The sequence below is a fragment of the Bacillus sp. MM09(2025) genome (genome assembly GCF_050496725.1).
Taxonomy (GTDB): Bacteria; Bacillota; Bacilli; order Bacillales; family Bacillaceae; genus Bacillus; species Bacillus pumilus.
Genome location: NZ_JBNWEN010000004.1, coordinates 1,596,069 through 1,616,339, shown reverse-complemented (window position 1 = coordinate 1,616,339; position 20,271 = coordinate 1,596,069). Strand labels below are relative to the sequence as shown.

Below are 20,271 nucleotides of genomic sequence, written 5' to 3'. Positions count from 1 at the left end.
AAAGCTCTGGTCCCCTGACCAGAGCTTTTTTCTTTAGTTCAAAAATTCGAGTATGAGTTTGTTCACTACTTCTGGTTTTTCATGATTGATCCAATGAGAAGCATCATCGACAAAAATCAGTTGACCATTAGGGCAAATCTTCATCGTTTCCTTCGCTAGCTTTCTGCTTAAAAACTTGTCCTCCATCCCCCAGATCATGCGAACAGGCACTAAAATACGTTTAGATATCGGCTTTTCAAAGCCTCCCTTTTTGATCGCGCGATACCAATTAAGCATCGAGGTCATGGCACCTGGCTGCGTCCAAGCCAGCTTATAGCTTAATACATCTTCTTTCGAGAACAAATGTGGTCTTGCAGTCAGTCCTATGGCTTCATCCAGCTTTTGAAAGTGATTTTCTTGGAGTGCTGCCTCTGGCACATTCGGAAGCTGAAAGAAAGCGATATAGGAGCTTTTCTTCCACTGTGGCGGATAAAACGGAAGAACCTTCATCATCACCCGCGGATGCGGCATGTTGACAATGATTAGTTTCTCTACATATTGAGAACGTGTGGATGCCAAATGCCAAGCAACTGCCCCGCCCCAATCATGCCCCCCCACAATCGCCTTTTGATTCGGACTAAGGGTCTTAATCAACCCTACGATATCATCTCTCAGTTGATCTAATACATAGGATTCGATTCCTTCTGGCTTATCACTTAGATGGTAGCCTCTTTGATCAGGAACGACGACACGATATCCTGCCTCGGCTAGGGGCATAATTTGGTTCTTCCAGCCGTACCAGAACTCAGGAAATCCATGCAGCAGTATAAGCAGCGGGCCATCCTCAGGTCCAGCCATTGCTGTGTGAAGTGTTACACCATTTGTTTGGATTGATTGAAATTCAATTTGCTCCATCCCTTTGCCACCTTTCTCCTTGTTCTTTTATTCTTCCAACATAGCATATTTTCCATTTTTCAGAAAATAAAAGCACTCCCAAAAAAAACCTTCACGAAGGTGAAGGTCTAGATTGTTGACAAAAGGCTAAAATGATCTTGATTTTAGCCTTTTGTCTTCTTTTCAGCGTGATAGAAAACCTTTGCAGTCTAGAAAGGACGAGTACTGGCGCGGAGCGAATTTGTCATTCGTGAGCACCAGCACGCAGGACTGACACCGAATGCGAGGGTTTGTCTACACGCTGAACCTTCACGAAGGTGAAGGTCTTGGTTTATTTCATATAATTCAGCACCCAGATCAACCCATTTTTGCGGTCCTGTACTTGTCCGTGAAGTGCGCCAAAGAACGTATCCTGTAATTCGACCATTACATCTCCATCAGCTTCCAGCGCTTCATATACAGCCTTTAGTTCTTCTTCATTGTCAAACTGCATAATCAATTTGAGATGTTCGGGCTTTGGTGTGTGGCCAAACGTATCTGAAAAGTGAAGCAGTGATTCTCCAAGGTGCAGTTCTGCATGCAGCACACGGTCTTGATGTTCATTTAAAATATGAATATCACCGCCAAAAATCCCTTGATAATATTGAAGAGATTCCTTCACATCGTCTACCACAATATAAGGACTAACACTAATCATACCCCTCATCCTCCTCTTGTTCCGTCCATCTTCTCTTTTATAGCTTATCCCAAATCGTATGAAAAAAGGCACAAATCGTCAACGGATTTGCACCTTTTTCTCATGAGGATTTCGCTAATTCACTATGTTTGTTTGAATACGCTGCGTACATGACGACACCGATTAACAGCCAAACACCAAAGTAAAGCCACGTCCGGCCTGGTAAGTTGAGCATAAGGAACAAGCAGCAGCCCATTGAGATAATCGGTAATACCGGCACAAATGGAACCCGGAATCCCCTCTCAAGCTGCTGATGTGTCTTTCTCAAAATAAGCACAGATAAACTCACCATCGCAAACGTCAATAAAGCACCGATATTCGCTAAATTGGACAAGTCCTTTAAATCAATAAACCCTGAAATAACAGCTGTCATGCCGCCAATCATCCATATGCTTGCAACAGGCGTATTGCTTTTGTTTGTTTTCGAAAACATTTTAGGCAAAAGACCGTCTCGTCCCATCGCATACGCAATTCGAGTTGCTGCATAATTATTGGCGAAAATCACAGCCATCAATCCAATGACCGCACCGACAGAAATAATACCGGCTACGCTATTTTGATGTACACTTTGCAGCACATAGGACATAGCCTCTGTGACATTCAGTTTTGTATAGTGCACCATACCTGTCATAATCAAACAAACGACAATGTAAATGATCGTGCAAATGAGTAATGAGCCAATAATGCCAATTGGCAGGTTCCGCTGCGGATTTTTCACCTCTTCCGCAGAAGCAGAAATCGCATCAAATCCTAAGAAGGCAAAAAACACAGCAGCAGCACCGGCAATGACACCTTCTGCACCAAACGGCATGAATGGCTGCCAATTGGCTGGCTGTACATAAAACCCGCCTACTACAATGAAAAGAACAATAATACCGAGTTTCACAAACACCATGATATTATTGAATTTTTTACTTTCCTTCGTTCCTCTAGATAAGATCCACGCAATTAGTAAGGCAATGATAATGGCTGGCAGATTCATATATCCGCCTTGTTCCGGTCCCGCTAAGAATTGATGGGGAATCGAAATTCCAAAACCCTCAAGCAAGCTGTTGAAATAGCTCGACCAGCCACTGGCGACAGCTGAAGCAGTCAGCATATAAACGGACAATAACGTCCATCCCATTAGATGACCGACAAGCTCACCCATCGTTGTATATGAATAAATGTACGCACTGCCGAAAACAGGCAGCGCTGAAGCCATTTCTGCATAGCAAAGTGCTGCCAAACTGCACACAATCGCTGCAATGGCAAAGGAAAAAATGACAGCCGGCCCTGCATCCTTAGCCGCTGTAATTCCGGTTAACACCATGACCCCCGTGCCGATCACTGCCCCTATACCAAGGAGCGTGAGATCGAGCCCGCCCAGCGTTTTCTGTACCTTTTGCTGCCTGCTCTGCTCTAACAAATCGTGAATGTGTTTCTTACGAAGAATATGTCGCAAACCCTTTCCCTCCAAAACGTTAGAAAAACAAAAAATCATTCAAATTTCATTATAGCAGAATAGGTACTACGCATTCACAACCAATTCACGTAAATCCTTCTTCATGATTTTACCAAGCTTATTTTTTGGCAGCTCCTGTGTGAAATGAATGGAGGGTACTTTGTAATCTGCCAAACGTTCCTGGCAATAGTTCACCACATCTTCTTCACAAAAATCGACGGAATCGTCTTTTACGATATACGCACTTGGCACTTCACCATATAATTCGTCCGGTACCCCAATGACAGCTGATTCAATCACACCTGGAATTTGATCAATGACTTCTTCTACTTGGTCAGGATAGATATTATCCCCGCCGTACAGAATCACATCTTTGTATCTGCCTGTGATGAAAAGAAAACCGTCTTCATCTAAATAGCCTGCATCTCCCATATGGAACCAGCCATCTTTGAGTACCTTCTCTGTAGCGTCAGGCTGATGATAGTAGCCTAAGAAATAAAATGGGCTTCTCATGACGACTTCGCCAATTTCTCCAGCTGGCAATGTCTCGTCTGTCTCAGGATGCACGATTTTCACTTCTACATCCGGGTCCACTTTACCCGCAGAGCCCATTTTATCCTCGCCCATCGCTGGATGCCACGCACTCACAACCCATGCTTCCGTACTTCCATAGCCATGCATCATCTGAATGCCTACTTCTTTGTAATCTTTAATTAAGCGCACCGGCACCTTCGTACCGCCAGAAATCGCAATTTCAAAAGATGAAAGATCATACGAACCGCGTTTCATTTCTTCTAGCATGTACGTGTAAGCTGATGGGAAAGCCATCATGAACGTAATTCTTTCTTTCTCAATTGTTTCTAAAATGCGCTTCGGTGTAGCATCATGTAAGAAGACAAGTGTATATCCTTCAATTGCAGCTGCGATCAGATGATTAATTGAACTCATATGATACAGAGGATGACTCGCCAAGTATCGTTTTCCTTTCAGATCGAATCCTCGATTCCCACGTCTTGTTAAAAATTGATAGATTCGTCCATGTCCGACCATACAGCCCTTTGGATTGCCCGTTGTCCCAGAGGTGAATAAAATCATCGCTAGATCCTCTTCTGATACCTCTTCAGCAAGGTTACTTCCATCATTTGAAGCCAAAATGTCTTCAAACAGCTGTGTTGTTTTCGCATTGACACCTGATTCCACCATCAGGCAATCTTCTAAAGACACATTCACTGCCGCAATGATGTCACGGAATTCACGATCAAAAAATAAAGCCTTTGGCTCTGCTTTTTTCAAAATACCTTCTAGCTCAAAGGAAGTAAGCTGCCAGCTAAGCGGAACTGCGACTGCACCTGCTTTGATGACTGCCAGCATAATCGTAGGGAAGTGATGATGGTTTTGACTAATAAAGCAAACACGGTCCCCTTTTCGAATCCCCTTTTGGTGTAAGTAATGAGCGAGCTGGTCAATGCGCTTTGCATATTCTTCAAATGTATAAGACACACCCCCGCCAGTTACCGCTTCAATTTGTGATGAGCGTTCCATTCTGTCGTTAAGTAATGCCTGTAGTGTATTCAATATCTTCATCTCCAAACGTTTGATTTACAATAGCCAATTTCCAGTGAATGGGTTGGCAGATTTTATCTCATTCACATTCTAAAATAAAACCAGATGAAAGTAAAATCATTTCAATTTGGAATTGTTCTTTATATTAATTGATAATATAGGTAATTTTATAGCCGTCTTCCATTTTGGTTTAAATGATGATAACTATTATGATAAGATAGACCTAGTAATTGATCGGAAAATGCGAATGCAATAGGAAAAGAGGTATGGAGAATGCAACATTTCGAGCTAGAGGCAAGTTTATTAGACCATGCGCTGACAAAGTATTTAAAGGCGACGAAACAAATAGATGAAGAGAACATCCCGAAAAACGTCACGAATGTGAAAGGGTTTATTTTACGCATCATTTATCGTCATCAATCATGTACTGTGAAAAATATTCTGCAGGAAGTTTCATTATCTCCCTCTGCAACAACAACCGCTCTCAATCACTTAGAAGATGAAGGGCTGATTATCCGCTCTCGAAATAATAATGACCGCCGTACTGTATGGATTGAACTCTCTGAATCTGGTGAACAAATTGCAAAACAAATGATCGACAACCGCCAATTGCTTGTTAATCAACTGTTCAACCATCTTTCAGAAGAAGATAAAAAAACATTTTTTGAATTAATTGAGAAAATGATGGACGAGCACACATTAAAGGCTTAGGAACATTCCTAAGCCTTCTTCTTTACGGCTTTAAGATGACCTTTATACAATCATCCTTCTTATCATTAAATATGTGATACGCATGAGCGGCATCATCTAACGGCAATTGATGTGTGATGATCGCCCTAGGATCAATTTCACCAGTTGTCACTTTTTGATAGAGCTTTGACATGTAGCCTCTAGCCGGAGCCTGACCCATTTTAAGGGTGACGTTTCTTGCGAAAAAGGCACCTAACGGGAACATATTGTATAGACCGCCGTACACACCCGTCATCTGCACCGTTCCACATTTACGGACGGCTTTTGTGGCAATTTGAATCGGTCCGATCGTTCCACCTTGCAGCTTGAGTTTCTGCTCAATTTTTTCAAGCGGCGACTTCTTCCCGTCCATCCCCACACAATCGATCACAACATCGGCACCACCCTTGGTCAGCTCCTTTAACGTTTCTCCCATGTCGGGATCTTCTGTAAAATCAAATACTTCTACGCCGCTCATCCGTTTTGCATGTCGCAGACGGTAATCAATATAATCGACCGCAATCACACGTTCTGCCCCTTTTTGCCATGCAAATTGCTGCGCCATTAGCCCAACAGGTCCACAGCCTAACACAATGACCGTATCACCTTTTTTCACACCGGCGTGCTCCACACTCCAATAAGCAGTTGGGAGAACATCAGATAAGAACAGCAATTGTTCATCCTCCAGCTCACAATCATCAGGGATCTTAAACGGGGTGTAATTGCCAAAAGGCACGCGTAAATACTCTGCCTGTCCTCCTGGGTAGTTCCCATATTTCTCACTATATCCAAAAAGTCCACCCGAATCGTAGTGCGGGTTTGAGTTGTCGCATTGGCTTTCTAAGTGGTGATGGCAATATTGGCATTGACCACATGCAACGGTAAATGGAATAACGACACGGTCTCCCTTTTTTACTGCCGTGACATCTGGGCCAACTTCCTCCACAATCCCCATTGGCTCATGCCCAATCACATAACCGATTGGAAGCGGGAAATTCCCCTGATACAAATGTAAATCAGATCCACAAATTGCTGTTGATGTAATTCGAATGATCACATCTTCCCGATCTTGAATTGATGGTGCATCTACTTTCTTCACTGCGATGCTATTTTTCCCTTGGTAAGTAACAGCTCTCACATGCATTTCCTCCTTTAGCGAAAATCATCTGTACATAGCTTCACCTTGAGAGGATGGTTCATGCATCAAATCATGAATATGAAAAAACAAAAAAGCCTGTCGATCGGTTCGACAGGCGCTTATTCAATCATGTGTGTAACGCGTTACATATTTATCCTTTATCGATAAAGACCAAATCATATTGAGAGGAAGTCTCTCGATCGATCATCAAGTTCCCTTCTTGAATAAAATAAGGACATATACTCGGACCTTGTGATTCTTCAAACTGCTCATACAACTGCTCAATCTTTCCAGGGAGCAGCAATAGCAAAAATTTATTAGAATGAGACACGAATTCATAAGAGTGAATTGTATCCGGCGGTATATAGGCAAAGTCACCCGGCATCAGGCATATATCCTCACCGTTCAATTGAAGATTCATTTTTCCCTCAACACAATAGAGTGCTTCTGTATGTACTTGATGATAATGCGGAGGAAAATACTTTCCCTTCGCGCCTTCAATCACAAAATGACTGAACCCGCCTCCAGTTGTTTCTGTTGTTGCGATCAGCTCATGGAGCTGACCATCCACAATATATTGCTTCCCTTCACCAGCCTCTAATACATAGGGCTGCACCGCCTGAGGAAGCTGACTATGAAATAAAACGGAGGGCTTTGTTGTATTTGACAGCTGCCGGATACCATGCATCAAGATGAGATCGCTTTCTTTTTCAGCTTGTTCAAAGCTGGCTGCATCGAAAGCATGATCAGTCATCGGCCATTCGTTCAGCTGAAGCTTTTTCCCGATTTGCTGATAGACATCTGTCATTTGTCCGCCCAACGTATATGAAATAAATCTTGTTTTGTGACTATGCATTCTGTAGCCATGGATCGTTTTGGGCGGAATATGAATATAATCGAAGGCTGTGACCATATATTTTTTACCATCCAAAATCACTTCAAGCTTTCCTTCCAGCACAAAAATGGTTTCAAATAAGTGCTCATGACAGTGAAGTGGAAAATAAGCTCCTTTCCCACCTGTGATTAAGACAAGCTCAAACAGCTGATTCGTTCGAGTTGCTTCTGCCAGCACATGAACAAGCTGATTTTCCAGCCCATACAGCTTCCCTGAACCAGACAAGGTATAAAAAGAGGTACCTTCGGATTGCTTGATCGATTGCGATTGCTCCGACATCCCATCACTCCTCATGACGAATTGACTATCTTTATTATATAGACCAATTGATATAATAGATAGACAATATGCGAGAGATTTTACTCTTCTCGCATAAATAAGTGTCTAAGGTAACATTTCACATGTTCTAACGGGGTCGTTTGTTTGAGTGCTGTGGTCATCGATAGACCCCCAATCACCATTGAATGAAGGAGGGAAGCCAGCTCATCCGCTTTGTTTTCTTCATAACCACTGTTCATGAGCTTTTCTTTCACAAGCTTTTGCCAGCGGATCATTTCTTGTTTACATGCAGTATGAAGCTGCGTATGTTCTGGCTTGGATTCTGCCGCCAGCAAGACAATCGGAATCCCTCTTTCATTTTCCTGCTCCGTAAATCCCCGGATGATGTTTGTCATAAAACGGTCGATGGCGATATAAGGATCGTTCGAATAGGCAAAGCTTTCTTCTATTTGATTGATGACCTTTTGACTAATATATTCAACGGCTGCTATGGCTAGCTCTTCTTTTCCGTTTGGAAAATAATAATAAAGAGATCCTTTAGGCGTGCCGCTCTCTCTAATGATTTGATTCAATCCTGTCGCATGATACCCCTGTTTGCGTAAAAGAAGTGCGGCCGTTTGAATAATTCTATCCTTCGTACTCACGTGTGACACTCCTTTCCCTCCATAGACAAATGTCGTTTCAACGTATGAGTTGATTTGTTCCTTTCCAAATCGAGGATGTCTCCATTTCTGCTGCAAGCCGAAGCAGCCAATCCTCTTTCCCCTTAGGTGCTGTAACCTGGACACCTAAAGGCATGCCCTCCTCAGTGAGATGAACAGGAACGCTCATAGAAGGCTGACCCGTTAAGTTGGCAAGCTGTGTAAATGGTGTGTAGGTCAAACTCTTTAAGAACATGTCATAAATGAGATCCTGCTGCGCTTGCATTGAGAGAGATGACACACGTAAAAGTTCAGTGACTTCTTCCTTCGAATGCATCAACTCACCAACCTTAGGAGCTGAATAGGCTGTCGCTGGTGTCACAAAGAGATCATAGGTTTGATGAAATGACGCCATTTGTGCAGCCGCCATATCCCATGCATCAAGACTTTCTGTGTAAGCAGCAGCGGTTACGTTCTTGCCAGCCTCCGCCAACACCCATGCCACGATGTCTGTTTCCTCCGGATTGACTGGACGTCCTAATGAACGAGCCAAGGACGTGAATAATGCAGACATTTCTCCGCTGTTCATGACGTAGTATTGCTGCATCAGATGAACCCCATCGATTGCAGGCCCTGCTTCTTCTACTTGGTGCCCTTGATCACTCAGCCATTTCACTGTTTGCTGCACCGCCTGCTTCGCTTCCTCACTGACCTTCGTCCCAACTGGAGATTGTACACTGTAAGCAATTCGCATAGAAGATGTACGTTTCACTAGATCTTCTTGATAGCTGCCGTCGTATAATGGCGTTTGGAAAGCCGCTTCAGGCTGAATGACTTGAAGCAGATCAAGAAGGGCTGCACTGTCCCGCACTGTTTTTGTGAGTGTAAAGTCAATGGATGCCCCTTGCCACTGCCTTCCTGCGCCTGGTCCTACCGGCGTTCTTCCTCTTGTTGGCTTGAGACCAAACAAACCTGTAAAGGATGCTGGAATCCGAATCGACCCTCCACCATCACTTGCTCCACCAGCAGGCACGATGCCGCTTGCAACAGCTGCTGCCGTCCCGCCGCTTGAACCGCCAGGGGAATAGTCAGGATGCCAAGGGTTCCTCGTTGGACCATGTAAAGCAGGTTCTGTTACATTTCTTAATCCGAATTCTGGTGTGTTTGTATGACCCATCATGAGAAATCCAGCCTGCTTCAATCGCTGGACAAAGTGGGAGTCCGTTTTTGCCTTTACATCCTTTAACAATGCAGCACCTGCTGTCAGCGGTTCATTTTCCAGCCCTTGCGATATATTTTTCAGTACAAATGGAACGCCTGCAAACGGCTGATTCGTATGTAATGTCTTGATTTCTTTTAATACTTGATCTTGTCTTGTCTGAATCAACGCATTTAGTTCAGGATTGACCTCATTCAATCTAGCAAATGCAGCTTGTACAAGCTCGTCTGGCGTTACCTGCTTATTCCGTACAAGTGCTGCCAAGCCTGTCGCATCATACGTCATATACTCTTTTACGTTCATCAGCATATCCTACTTTCTCTTATTATGATCTCTCTATTGTCTACTAGATTTGTATGAATTTCAATTTCAGGTTACTTGTAAAAAAACTTTCTGACAAACAATATGATTCTTCTAACCATCCTTCTCATTTCTCCGATATAATAGAGAAAAAAAGACGGAGGTCATCGTATGCAAGGGGCTATCGCCTTGAAAAAGAAAATTGTCGTAGTCATCGCGTTTCTTCTTGCGTTGACAACTGCCTTGCCTTACCATTCGCAGGCAGCTGCACCGCCAAAAGAAACAGATGTCATCATCGTCTATAAAAACCAAAAAGGAAAGCAAACAGCGATTGAAGAAAGTGAAAAAGTGAACGAACAGTACATACATCTTCCCGCTGTCGCTGTGACAGCAGATGAACAAGCGGTCACGTCACTCAAAAAAGACCCCAACATCGCGTATGTTTCAAAAAACATAAAGGTCAAACTCGCTTCTTCTACGATGAAAAAAACCGCTGCCTCTACGAATCAGGATGCATTGGTTCAAAAATCTTACAACCTGCAAAAGCTGAATGTAAAGCAAGCGATAAAAGAAGGCGTCACGGGGAAAAATGTGAAAGTCGCCATTTTAGATACTGGTATTTCTCCACATGAGGATTTAAAGATATCCGGCGGTAAATCATTCGTGAACTACACTTCCTCCTATAAAGATGATGAAGGACACGGCACACATGTCGCAGGAACGATTGGTGCCCTCAATAACGATTACGGCACAGTCGGCGTCGCTTCTGGCGCGAAGCTGTATGCTGTGAAGGTGTTAGATAAAAAGGGAGAAGGCGACTTGTACAGTCTACTTCGAGGAATCGATTGGGCCATTAGCAACAAGATGGATATTATGAATTTAAGTTTAGGTTTTGAAGACAATATCCCTATTTTGCGCTCAGCAGTGGATGAAGCATATAAAAAAGGTCTGCTTGTGGTTGCTGCAAGCGGGAATGATGGGAAGAAGAATAATATTAGCTACCCTGCCGCTTACAATAGTGTCATTGCCGTTTCTGCAACGACGGACAAAGACAAACTCGCGTCTATCTCAAATACAGGGAAAGGCATTGAATTTTCTGCCCCTGGCCAGAACGTCATCAGCACTTATTTAAAAAATGAATATTGGTATGCAACAGGTACATCACAAGCTACGCCGCATGTCACAGGCATGCTGGCACTGTTGAAACAGCTTCATCCGAAGAAAACAAATGTACAGCTTCGCACCTTATTGCGCAGCTATACAGTGGATCTTGGCACAAAAGGAAAAGATCCACAATTCGGGTATGGCCGCGTGCAATATATACCGCAGTCCACCTTTGTAAAAGCTGCGACCAGCGCTGTTAAAATAGCCGAAACTTCTAAAAAGCAGGCAGATGTCAATCAAGCCAAAACAAGAATTGGCCGACTCACTGCAAGTAAACAAAAAACAGCACTCACTGAACGGGTGAAAAAGGTACAAGGAACCATTGATATCCGCTTGGCACGTGCTAAGGTTCAAACAGCCGAAAAAAGCAAAACACAAGGCGCCATTAAAAGCGCTCAAACAGCCATCAAAAAGCTAAACAAAGGCAAAGAAAAAACAAGCCTGCAAAACCGGCTCGACAAAGTCAAAAAACAGGTTGCCTATCAAAAGAAAGTGACAGACGCCAAACAAAAGGTGAAAAAAGCGGAATCAAAACGAACGAAGAAAACAAAAGCAGCAGCGCAAACCGCTGTCAAACAGCTAAAAGCTTCTAAAACGAAAACCAGTTTACAAAAACGATTAAACCGTATCAAGGTTTAACAGAAAAAACGATTCCTCGCTGAAAGGAATCGTTTTTTTCTATTTTAACAGCGGCGAAAATAAGCTATGATGATATTTTCCTTCAGTATCTGCCCTCACTTGATCAAGTATGCTTTCTAACGAAGCCATCACACCCTCTAATGCTCGGCGCACTGAACCTTGTTCAAAATCCGCTAAACTCTCTGGCAACTCATCTTCATCCAATACAAAAAAATCACCATTCGGTAGAACGAGAAGATCAACAATGAGGTCTTCAAACATGACCAGCTGGCCGTTCAACCATGTATTCCCCACAATATTAAAATAAGAACCTAGTTCCTTCCCTTGATCATCTCTCCAGAAATACATATTGTAAGGACGATCCTTCCAATAGTAGGCGGTCGTATAGCTCCCTTTTGGAATTGTCAGCGTATCATCGCCTGCACTCATCGAAAACGTCTCTTCAATCTTGTGAAAAAGCACAGTTTTCTGTCCCTGTGCATCTAACAGCTGACACGTATGTTCCACAACCTTCTGATCGTATTTGATTTTTCTCTCGATTACTTCATCCCACCGATCCGCATGTAGCGAAAACAACATGTCACAACTCCCTCTTGCATCTAGTTTCTCTCTTTCCAGTATACACCGTTTTTTTTATGAAAAAATAAAGGCTTGCTGCATTCACATATGGAAGACCTATGATGAGGTGAAATAAATGAACGGAATCACGATTCTTGAAAACCTTACACAGCTTGGACAAATCATCCTCATTTTTTGCGGCTATGCCCTTTATTGGCGGCTGGTGAAAACGAAGAGAGAACGAAAGCTTTCTCCTTATGAGCGCATGTTAAAATTCTTTGTTATGTTCGGCTTAATCTCGTGGGGAGTATCCTATTGGGCGCTTATACTGTGGGCGTAAATTGAAAAAGGAAGAGCTGTCCATAGAGGACGTGCTCTTCCTTTTATTACGCGTGATGTGATGAACCTGCCGGCTGTTCTTTCTGGATGACATATTGATAGCTCTTGACATGTGTCCCATTTTGATTCACAAATTCTTTATCTAGTGCACGCTCAAAGCCCATTCTTTCATAAAGACGAATGGCAGCCTGCATTTTATCAGATGTATGAAGGTACAGAACATTTTCGCCCCATGATTGCGTGAGTTCAATACTTTTACGTAACAATGACTCTGCAATTCCTTTTCCCCTGACATCGGGATCTACTCCTAAAAACCGGACGATGGCTGATGTAATGCCCATTTCGGGTTTGTCATACGCTTGCGCTGATGACCGGAACATTTGAAGCGTCCCCACGACCTTGCCTTCAAGCTCCGCCACAAGCATCAGCTCCATGTTTGGATTATCTACAGCTGCTGCAAGCGCAGCAGAATAATTTTGCCAGCCTTCCTCCGTAAATTGAGGCTCATACTGTGAATAGGATTTGATTAGTACATGTCTGATCGCTTCATGATCTTCTTTGACTGCTTGACGAATGATCAGCTCTTGCTGCTCCATGTCAGCACCTCCTGTTGTTTAATGCTAGATATACGTATCTTGCAAATACTGCATGTCGTTGACCTTGTCCTTTTCTCTACTCATTCAATGTAAAGAGTCTCATTCGAAAGATCAATCATTTTGCACGCAATCCTCTTTGAAAATTTCCATTGAAAAAGAACGCTTGATTCATTATGCTGTTTTGAGGAAGTATACGAGGAGTGTAATGATCATATGAGTTCTTTATCTTATCCCCAAGAATCGAAAAAAAACCGATTTCTCCTTGCTGCACTGCTTGGTTCCTTAACAGCCCTTGCACCGCTTGCAATGGATATGTATTTACCTGCATTGCCTCATATTGCGCGAGATTTTGAAGCAAGCACTGCTTTGTCCCAATTAAGTCTGATGGCTTGTCTTATTGGACTGGCACTTGGACAACTGATTGCAGGGCCTATTAGTGATACAATCGGCAGAAGAAAACCGCTGATGATCGGCTTAATCATTTTTATCGCCGCCTCTCTTTTATGTACGGTGGTCTCGTCAATTTGGATGTTCATCCTCTTAAGATTGATTCAAGGACTCGCTGGTTCAGCAGGCATTGTCATTGCACGAGCCATTGTGCGAGATCATTATGAAGGCTCAGAAATGACGAAATTCTTTGCACTGCTCATGTTGGTCAACGGGGTTGCTCCGGCAGCGGCACCTATTGTGGGCGGACAGATGTTACGCTTTACCACATGGCAGGGTGTATTTGTTCTATTAGGAATTCTCGGGGCTTTGATGCTGCTGAGATCTATTTTTTCACTTCAGGAAAGTTTACCTGAGGAGCGCAGACAAACAGGAGGCTTTCAACAGATTGTTGGCGCCATGAAAATTTTAGCGAGTGATCGTCTCTTTGTAGGATATGCCCTCTCGCAAGGTCTTGTATTCGCAGCGATGTTTGCTTATATTTCTGGCTCACCGTTTGTGCTTCAGGAGCTTTTTCACCTTTCTCCACAAGGATTCAGTGCTGCCTTTGCGGTGAATAGTCTTGGAATCATCACAGCTGGACAAGTATTTGCCCGTGTCGCTGCGAGAATCGGCGAAGAGAAGGTTCTTCGCATTGGATTGCTGACAGCTGCCTTAGGCGGCGTCACCTTATTTTTGATGATCTCCATTGATGCAGGGTTGTATGGTATTCTCATTCCGCTCTTTTTTGTGGTATCAAGCGTTGGAATTGTCGGCACCTCTGCCCCGTCTCTTGCGATGCAGCATCACGGCGCACATGCAGGAAGTGCAGCCGCACTCATCGGTGTGGCACAAATGCTGCTAGGCGCCTGCATGACGCCTCTTGTCGGACTAGCCGGAAGCCAAACAGCCTTTCCAATGGGCCTGATCATTATGCTTTGTGAACTAGGTGCACTTTGCTGTTATTTCTTCTTTGTGGTTCGAGCAAAAAAAAGACCCGCATAAGCGGGTCTCAGATTGTTGACAAAGGGCTAAAATGATGTTTATTTTAGCCCTTTGTCTTCTTTTCAGCGTGATAGAAAACCTTTGCAGTCTAGGAAGGACGAGCACCGGAACGGAGCGAATTTGACATTCGTGAGTACCGACGCGCAGGACTGACACCGAATGCGAGGGTTTGTCTACACGCTAAGACCCGCATAAGCGGATCTTTCATTTATGGCTTGCTCCAATTGATGGTACGGAACACATTGTTCTGATCATTGTTGTCATATGCATCTAGGTCAAAGCCTGATAGTCCTAAACCAATTGCCATGACAATTCCTCCGGCAACGGTGAAGATGATCCCCCATTTGATGCATTGCTTTTTTAAATCATTCACGTTCATACTCTCACAACCTTCTTTTTAAACATTCCCATGAATGCCTTAGTGGTTTGAACAGTCATTTGAACAAATAGCTTTGTCAAATACACCGTAGCCATGCCGCATAATAATCCGACACCTAATAGAAGAATACCAACGCCAATCTGCGTCACCACCACATGCAAACCGTCCTGAAAGATAAACGGAGAACCAATGATGCTCCAAAAACCGCCGAGCAGACCAACTAGCGTCATTGTACCTGTCACGAGTGGAATGCACCAAATTACCATATACATAGAAAGAATTAGCAGGAAAACTGTGGCTAGAATACTACCCCATAATGGAAAACCTAAAATGAGGATGGAAAGCCTTGTAGCTTTTTCTCCAAACGTCGGCACCTGAACGGTTTTAATTCCTTGTTCCTTCAAAATTCCTTCAGCGATGATGGCAGGCTGCCCGACTTGATCGACCGCTTCCTGTTCACTGTAGCCATCTTCCTGATAATCCTCGATCATTTCATCGTAATACTCGATGAACCGATCACTTTCTTTTTCGCCTAGACGATGCAGGTGCTTCTCTAGGCTAGCTAAAAATTCTTTTTTATTCATTGCCCTGTCCTCCAGAAATAAAGTCGTAAATCGCCATCACTTGATCCCATTCCGCTAAAAACTGCGCCATATGCTCACGGCCGCTTTGTGTCATCCGGTAGTATTTTCTTAATCGACTATTATGTTCCTGGGAATAGGTCTCCACATAATTGTTTTGCTCTAACCGCTTTAATATCGGATATAATGTCGATTCTGAAATCTCAATACAATGGGACATATCTTTAATCATTTGATAACCATAGGAATCGCCTTTCTTTAATACCGCCAGTACACAGAATTCAAGTAAACCCTTTTTTAATTGTGCATTCATAATTACAACTCCTAACCATTTATACTATACATTACATAGTATCATGTGACAAGAGGTATAAAGCATAAAATAAAAAAAAGACCCTTTTGGGGTCTTTCCGTTTTTATATATTCACAAATCCTTCTCCGAACACATCACGCACGTCATGGACAACAACGAATGCGTCTCGGTCAATTTTCTTAATGATTTTCTTTAGACGCATAAGCTCTTGTTTTTGAATGACTGCATAAAGAATTTCCTTTGATTCCTTTGAATAATGACCGCGGCCGTTTAAAATCGTCACGCCTCGATCCAAGGTGTGATTGATTTCTTCGGCAATATCATCTTTGCATGAAGAAATGATCGTCACTGCCTTTTTCGTGTTAAGTCCTTCTATCACGAAGTCCATCACCTTTGTTGCCACGTACAGCATCACAATCGTGAACATTAATTTTTCCGCACCAATAATAAAGTAGGAAGCAAATACGACGATCAGATCAAAGAACAAGATGGCGTAGCTCACGTTCCAGTCTAAATACTTGTTGGCAATTCTTCCGAGTATGGCAGAACCCGCCGTAGTACCGCCTGCTCTTAGCACAAGACCAATCCCAATTCCGATAATGATTCCTGCGAAAATGGCGCCAATGATCAATTCGTGAACATTCACGACCCATGTTGTGGTCAGGTGTAAGAATAGGGAGTTACTTGCGACGGCAACCACAGTATAAATCGTCGTCTTCTTGTCTAAATATTTATACCCCACAAGCAGCAGGATGGCATTAAACACTAGGTTCGTCAGCCATGGTGCAATTTCAAACAAATAATAGAAAATAATGGACAGCCCCGTTACACCGCCTTCACCAAATTCAAGCGGAATGACAAACATGTTCACTGCGGCGGCAAATAAAAACGAACCAATTAGAATCATTGCGATATCTTTTACACATTTTTTCAATTTCTTCTTTCCTCCTTTTTTAAGCATATAAAAAACCCTCTTTCTGCACGAAAGAAGACAGTCGTTGAACAAAATAAAAATCAAAAGACAGCGCCTTTTGATGAAGCTTTCTGATATGAACCTTTTCATAATATATATCTCTTTTTAGAGGCTGTCAATGACTTGGTTTTCTATTATTTTGACTGCATGTTTATGCATGGAAACCCGCATGTTTTCAGGGTTTTTCAGCCATCACATGCTTTTCCCTCTCCTTGACAAAAACACTTTAGTCATTTAAACTACTGCCTCATATCATATCCATCATTTCCGACTAAAAAGGAGGGTGTTCCATTCGATGAATCCTATTCAAAGCCGTTTACAGGCTCACGCACCTTTAATTTTAGACGGTGCACTTGCAACAGAGCTTGAACGAAAGGGCTGTAATTTAAATGACAGTTTATGGTCCGCCAAAATACTAATTGAACAGCCAGAATTGATTCAGCAAGTACACTTGGATTACTTCCAAGCCGGAGCTGACTGTGCCACAACAGCGAGCTACCAAACGACGATTGATGGCTTCGCTGAAAAAGGCTATTCAAAAGAAGAAGCCATTGACCTAATGAAACGATCTGTCACTTTAGCAAAAGAGGCACGGGACCTTTTTTGGCAGGATGAAGCCAGTCGTAAAGGGCGGACAAAACCATTTGTTGCAGGATCTGTGGGGCCATTCGGCGCTTATTTATCTGATGGTTCAGAATATAAAGGAAATTACGGACTCACAGAGCAGGCACTCATTGATTTTCATAGACCAAGGATTCAGGCATTAGTAGAAGCTGGTGCAGATATTCTTGCATGTGAAACGATCCCTTGTCTCATTGAAGCAACTGCCATTGCAAAGCTGCTGAAAGATGAATTCAGTGATGTATCTGCTTGGATTACATTCAGTGCGAGGGACGACCTTCATATCAGTGAAGGTGATTTGCTCAGAGAATGTGTACACGCACTAGAACCTTATGAACAGATCGCTGCTGTTGGTGTAAACTGTACGCCGCCGCAATTTATCTCTTCTCTCATTCAAGAGATGAAAAAGGGGACAAGCAAGCCGATTGTCGTGTATCCAAACTCAGGGGAGTTATATGATCCCGAAGAAAAGGTATGGAGCGGAGATACGCCTCAGCATACATTTGGTGAATGTGCGCATCAATGGTATCAAGACGGCGCGCATATCATCGGCGGCTGCTGCCGGACGACCCCAGAAGATATCACGGACATCTTAAGACTTACCACATCATAGCAGCATGAATCATCACACATACTTCTAAGCAAAAGGGCGGGAAGACATGGAACAAGCAAAAGATCAATCACAACAATATCAACGAAAAATGACGAGCCGCCACCTGTTCATGCTTTCTCTAGGCGGGGTCATTGGAACAGGGCTCTTTTTAAGCTCTGGGTATACCATCAATCAAGCAGGACCCGCGGGAACGATCCTTGCCTATCTTGTCGGGGCATTAATTGTGTACCTCGTGATGCTCTGTTTAGGCGAGCTGTCTGTCGCAATGCCGGTTACAGGGGCCTTTCATACGTATGCAACAAAATACATTGGACCTGGCACAGGCTACACAGTTGCTTGGCTGTACTGGCTGACATGGACAGTGGCACTCGGATCAGAATTTACAGCGGCAGGGCTTTTAATGCAGCGTTGGTTCCCAGACACATCGGTTTGGATGTGGAGCGGCGTCTTTGCTCTTCTCATCTTTTTACTCAATGCGTTTACAGTTAAGTTTTTTGCAGAATCAGAGTTTTGGTTTTCCAGCATTAAAGTAATGGCTATTATTCTCTTTATTATCCTTGGCGGAGCTGCGATGTTTGGCTTGATTCCATTAAAGGGCGGTGAGGCCGCTCCGTTCTTTTCTAACTTCACCGGGGAAGGCGGTCTTTTCCCAAACGGCTTTTTACCGATTTTAATGACGATGCTGGCCGTCAATTTCGCTTTTTCAGGTACGGAGTTAATTGGGATTGCTGCGGGTGAAAGCGTCAACCCTGACGAAACCATTCCAAGAGCGATTCGCACTACCGTACTGCGGCTTGTCTTGTTTTTCGTTGGAACGATCGTGGTCTTAGCCGGCTTGATCCCAGTGGAAGAAGCCGGGGTGATCAAAAGTCCATTTGTTGTGGTGTTTGATCGCATCGGGATTCCATATGCCGCAGATTTCATGAATTTTGTCATTTTGACAGCGATCTTATCTGCCGCAAACTCTGGACTATACGCATCATCCCGTATGCTCTGGTCACTTTCTGAGGAACGGACACTGCCTAAGAAACTGGCGAAGCTGACATCAAAAGGAATCCCTTTGAATGCACTGATTTTAAGTATGATCGGTGGAATTCTTTCTTTGTTATCAAGTGTCATCGCACCAGAAACGGTTTACCTTGTCCTTGTTTCGATCTCAGGACTTGCCGTTGTGATCGTGTGGATGGGGATTGCTGCCTCACAATTTATGTTTCGGAAACGTTTTTTACAGGAAGGCGGACAGCTCCATGATCTTACCTTTCGAACCCCTCTCTACCCAGTGGTTCCGATTGCTGCCTTCTTCCTGTGTCTTGCCTCTGTGATCGGCATTGCCTTTGATCCAAATCAGCGGATTGCCCTTATCTGCGGCATTCCCTTCATCGCGCTCTGCTATGCTGCCTATTATGTGACAGCTTGGATACAGAAAAAACGTGAAGAACCTGGTGTATAACGCCAGGTTTTTTCTATGATAATAGTCTTACAAAAAAAGGATATTGTTAGTAAAAGAAGCACACTTTGGTATATATATGATAGGAATCTATGATTTTCAGGATGAACCAAGGGAGTTGTCACTAATATGGAAATGACCATTACAAGAGCATTAAGCGAACTGAAAATGTTAGATAAGAGAATCAACCGAACCATTGATGAAGCCGTACTTGGTGGATTGATGATCGGGAAACATATACAGCACGGGTTTCAACATCAAGAAGAAATCGAAAAGAAGGCGAAGGCTGATGACCAATCGATTCAAGCATTAATCAAACGCCGGAATGCCATTAAATCAGCCATCGTTGTGTCGAATGCGACCACAACGATTGATGTAGCGGGTGTCAGCATGACAGTGGCAGAAGCGATTGAACGGAAGACATCGATAGAATATGATATTCGTTATTTACGGAAATTGAAAAAGGTGTACACAGAGCTAGTAGACAAAGCAGAACAGACCAATGAAGAGGTAAAGAAGAGGCTCGACCAGCATTTAGAAACCTTGTTTGGAAAAGACGGAAAAACACAAGCGGCTGCCAACCAAGAGATCGTCAAGTCGTTCCTCGCTGAAAATGAGGCGACGATCATCGATCCGCTTCGTCTTCGAGTGAAGATTGAAAAGCTTTCGACCGACATTGAGGATTTTCAAATGGAAGTTGATTTTTCCTTGTCAGAGAGCAATACACTAACGAAAATACAGATCGATTAATCAATTTTGTTAGTGAGCCGAAAATCGATAGAACTAAACACCTCCGAGGG

General features: G+C 43.3%; 21 protein-coding genes. 7 read left to right on the top strand and 14 right to left on the bottom strand.

From position 1 onward, the window contains the following. Window positions 1-33: 33 nt before the first annotated feature. The 4 genes from ACQYAC_RS14690 to ACQYAC_RS14675 all read right to left on the bottom strand — a co-directional run bounded on the left by ACQYAC_RS14690 (window position 34) and on the right by ACQYAC_RS14675 (window position 4,628). Window positions 34-894 carry an alpha/beta fold hydrolase gene (locus ACQYAC_RS14690; RefSeq protein ID WP_268496660.1) on the bottom strand — a complete coding sequence of 287 codons (861 nt, stop codon included), beginning with the start codon at window positions 892-894 and terminating at the stop codon, window positions 34-36. 310 nt (window positions 895-1,204) lie between these two features. Beyond that, window positions 1,205-1,570, bottom strand: a complete 366-nt coding sequence (locus ACQYAC_RS14685; protein WP_429943545.1) for a VOC family protein — start codon at window positions 1,568-1,570, stop codon at window positions 1,205-1,207. A 100-nt stretch (window positions 1,571-1,670) separates the two neighbouring features. Continuing rightward, entirely contained in the window at window positions 1,671-3,053 is a 1,383-nt protein-coding gene (locus tag ACQYAC_RS14680; protein ID WP_429943544.1) for an amino acid permease, read from the bottom strand. 66 nt (window positions 3,054-3,119) lie between these two features. Beyond that, the gene (locus tag ACQYAC_RS14675; protein WP_429943543.1) at window positions 3,120-4,628 is read right to left on the bottom strand and encodes a class I adenylate-forming enzyme family protein; all 1,509 of its coding nucleotides are present in this window, start codon (window positions 4,626-4,628) and stop codon (window positions 3,120-3,122) included. Window positions 4,629-4,889: 261 nt separating this feature from the next. On the opposite strand from ACQYAC_RS14675, the gene ACQYAC_RS14670 reads away from it, so the two are divergent. Then, on the top strand, window positions 4,890-5,327 hold the full coding sequence (locus ACQYAC_RS14670; RefSeq protein ID WP_012008812.1) for a MarR family winged helix-turn-helix transcriptional regulator: 438 nt from the start codon (window positions 4,890-4,892) through the stop codon (window positions 5,325-5,327). A 22-nt stretch (window positions 5,328-5,349) separates the two neighbouring features. On the opposite strand, the gene ACQYAC_RS14665 is transcribed toward ACQYAC_RS14670, so the two are convergent. The 4 genes from ACQYAC_RS14665 to ACQYAC_RS14650 form a co-directional block, all read right to left on the bottom strand. Continuing rightward, entirely contained in the window at window positions 5,350-6,483 is a 1,134-nt protein-coding gene (locus ACQYAC_RS14665; protein WP_058015216.1) for a zinc-dependent alcohol dehydrogenase, read from the bottom strand. Between the two features lie 151 nt (window positions 6,484-6,634). Next, entirely contained in the window at window positions 6,635-7,657 is a 1,023-nt protein-coding gene (locus ACQYAC_RS14660) for a quercetin 2,3-dioxygenase (protein WP_429943542.1), read from the bottom strand. A gap of 80 nt (window positions 7,658-7,737) precedes the next feature. Beyond that, window positions 7,738-8,301, bottom strand: a complete 564-nt coding sequence (locus ACQYAC_RS14655) for a TetR/AcrR family transcriptional regulator (protein WP_144463160.1) — start codon at window positions 8,299-8,301, stop codon at window positions 7,738-7,740. 37 nt (window positions 8,302-8,338) lie between these two features. Then, a complete protein-coding gene (locus ACQYAC_RS14650) occupies window positions 8,339-9,820 on the bottom strand; it encodes an amidase (protein ID WP_429943541.1) in 1,482 nt (493 codons plus the stop codon). Window positions 9,821-10,006: 186 nt separating this feature from the next. Here ACQYAC_RS14650 and ACQYAC_RS14645 point away from each other — a divergent pair, with 186 nt between their 5' ends. After that, window positions 10,007-11,620, top strand: coding sequence for a S8 family serine peptidase (locus ACQYAC_RS14645; protein ID WP_429943540.1), 1,614 nt, complete (start codon window positions 10,007-10,009; stop codon window positions 11,618-11,620). A 39-nt stretch (window positions 11,621-11,659) separates the two neighbouring features. On the opposite strand, the gene ACQYAC_RS14640 is transcribed toward ACQYAC_RS14645, so the two are convergent. Then, window positions 11,660-12,199, bottom strand: coding sequence for a DUF402 domain-containing protein (locus tag ACQYAC_RS14640; protein WP_429943539.1), 540 nt, complete (start codon window positions 12,197-12,199; stop codon window positions 11,660-11,662). Window positions 12,200-12,314: 115 nt separating this feature from the next. Between ACQYAC_RS14640 and ACQYAC_RS14635 the strand changes: the two genes are divergently transcribed. Next, window positions 12,315-12,518, top strand: coding sequence for a hypothetical protein (locus ACQYAC_RS14635; RefSeq protein WP_169057462.1), 204 nt, complete (start codon window positions 12,315-12,317; stop codon window positions 12,516-12,518). 46 nt (window positions 12,519-12,564) lie between these two features. On the opposite strand, the gene ACQYAC_RS14630 is transcribed toward ACQYAC_RS14635, so the two are convergent. Further along, window positions 12,565-13,113 carry a GNAT family N-acetyltransferase gene (locus ACQYAC_RS14630; RefSeq protein ID WP_180309647.1) on the bottom strand — a complete coding sequence of 183 codons (549 nt, stop codon included), beginning with the start codon at window positions 13,111-13,113 and terminating at the stop codon, window positions 12,565-12,567. A 213-nt stretch (window positions 13,114-13,326) separates the two neighbouring features. Between ACQYAC_RS14630 and ACQYAC_RS14625 the strand changes: the two genes are divergently transcribed. Continuing rightward, on the top strand, window positions 13,327-14,544 hold the full coding sequence (locus ACQYAC_RS14625; RefSeq protein ID WP_429943538.1) for a multidrug effflux MFS transporter: 1,218 nt from the start codon (window positions 13,327-13,329) through the stop codon (window positions 14,542-14,544). A gap of 208 nt (window positions 14,545-14,752) precedes the next feature. Here the strand turns inward: ACQYAC_RS14625 and ACQYAC_RS14620 are convergent, their stop codons facing one another. The 4 genes from ACQYAC_RS14620 to ACQYAC_RS14605 form a co-directional block, all read right to left on the bottom strand. Next, window positions 14,753-14,923, bottom strand: a complete 171-nt coding sequence (locus ACQYAC_RS14620; protein ID WP_167550604.1) for a hypothetical protein — start codon at window positions 14,921-14,923, stop codon at window positions 14,753-14,755. Next, window positions 14,920-15,507: a DUF1700 domain-containing protein gene (locus tag ACQYAC_RS14615; protein WP_144463168.1), complete on the bottom strand. Its 588-nt coding sequence runs from the start codon at window positions 15,505-15,507 to the stop codon at window positions 14,920-14,922. Before ACQYAC_RS14615 ends, ACQYAC_RS14620 begins: the two co-directional genes overlap by 4 nt. Further along, window positions 15,500-15,817 carry a PadR family transcriptional regulator gene (locus ACQYAC_RS14610; RefSeq protein WP_012008800.1) on the bottom strand — a complete coding sequence of 106 codons (318 nt, stop codon included), beginning with the start codon at window positions 15,815-15,817 and terminating at the stop codon, window positions 15,500-15,502. The genes ACQYAC_RS14615 and ACQYAC_RS14610 overlap by 8 nt, the downstream gene beginning before the upstream one ends. 103 nt (window positions 15,818-15,920) lie before the next feature. Continuing rightward, the gene (locus ACQYAC_RS14605; protein WP_034320763.1) at window positions 15,921-16,751 is read right to left on the bottom strand and encodes a YitT family protein; all 831 of its coding nucleotides are present in this window, start codon (window positions 16,749-16,751) and stop codon (window positions 15,921-15,923) included. A 334-nt stretch (window positions 16,752-17,085) separates the two neighbouring features. Here ACQYAC_RS14605 and mmuM point away from each other — a divergent pair, with 334 nt between their 5' ends. The 3 genes from mmuM to ACQYAC_RS14590 all read left to right on the top strand — a co-directional run bounded on the left by mmuM (window position 17,086) and on the right by ACQYAC_RS14590 (window position 20,221). Beyond that, window positions 17,086-18,024 (top strand): homocysteine S-methyltransferase, encoded by a 939-nt coding sequence (mmuM, locus tag ACQYAC_RS14600; protein ID WP_427128489.1) that lies wholly within the window; start codon window positions 17,086-17,088, stop codon window positions 18,022-18,024. Window positions 18,025-18,070: 46 nt separating this feature from the next. After that, window positions 18,071-19,474 carry an S-methylmethionine permease gene (mmuP, locus tag ACQYAC_RS14595; protein WP_061406635.1) on the top strand — a complete coding sequence of 468 codons (1,404 nt, stop codon included), beginning with the start codon at window positions 18,071-18,073 and terminating at the stop codon, window positions 19,472-19,474. Between the two features lie 126 nt (window positions 19,475-19,600). Beyond that, a complete protein-coding gene (locus ACQYAC_RS14590) occupies window positions 19,601-20,221 on the top strand; it encodes a hypothetical protein (RefSeq protein WP_427128487.1) in 621 nt (206 codons plus the stop codon). The last annotated feature ends 50 nt before the right edge of the window (window positions 20,222-20,271 follow it).

Coding starts and splice junctions, on each gene's coding strand:
- ACQYAC_RS14690 (WP_268496660.1), bottom strand. CDS start 894: ATGGAGCAAATTGAATTTCAATCAATCCAAACAAATGGTGTAACACTT.
- ACQYAC_RS14685 (WP_429943545.1), bottom strand. CDS start 1,570: ATGATTAGTGTTAGTCCTTATATTGTGGTAGACGATGTGAAGGAATCT.
- ACQYAC_RS14670 (WP_012008812.1), top strand. CDS start 4,890: ATGCAACATTTCGAGCTAGAGGCAAGTTTATTAGACCATGCGCTGACA.
- ACQYAC_RS14660 (WP_429943542.1), bottom strand. CDS start 7,657: ATGTCGGAGCAATCGCAATCGATCAAGCAATCCGAAGGTACCTCTTTT.
- ACQYAC_RS14650 (WP_429943541.1), bottom strand. CDS start 9,820: ATGAACGTAAAAGAGTATATGACGTATGATGCGACAGGCTTGGCAGCA.
- ACQYAC_RS14640 (WP_429943539.1), bottom strand. CDS start 12,199: ATGTTGTTTTCGCTACATGCGGATCGGTGGGATGAAGTAATCGAGAGA.
- ACQYAC_RS14635 (WP_169057462.1), top strand. CDS start 12,315: ATGAACGGAATCACGATTCTTGAAAACCTTACACAGCTTGGACAAATC.
- ACQYAC_RS14630 (WP_180309647.1), bottom strand. CDS start 13,113: ATGGAGCAGCAAGAGCTGATCATTCGTCAAGCAGTCAAAGAAGATCAT.
- ACQYAC_RS14625 (WP_429943538.1), top strand. CDS start 13,327: ATGAGTTCTTTATCTTATCCCCAAGAATCGAAAAAAAACCGATTTCTC.
- ACQYAC_RS14620 (WP_167550604.1), bottom strand. CDS start 14,923: ATGAACGTGAATGATTTAAAAAAGCAATGCATCAAATGGGGGATCATC.
- ACQYAC_RS14615 (WP_144463168.1), bottom strand. CDS start 15,507: ATGAATAAAAAAGAATTTTTAGCTAGCCTAGAGAAGCACCTGCATCGT.
- ACQYAC_RS14610 (WP_012008800.1), bottom strand. CDS start 15,817: ATGAATGCACAATTAAAAAAGGGTTTACTTGAATTCTGTGTACTGGCG.
- mmuM (WP_427128489.1), top strand. CDS start 17,086: ATGAATCCTATTCAAAGCCGTTTACAGGCTCACGCACCTTTAATTTTA.
- mmuP (WP_061406635.1), top strand. CDS start 18,071: ATGGAACAAGCAAAAGATCAATCACAACAATATCAACGAAAAATGACG.
- ACQYAC_RS14590 (WP_427128487.1), top strand. CDS start 19,601: ATGGAAATGACCATTACAAGAGCATTAAGCGAACTGAAAATGTTAGAT.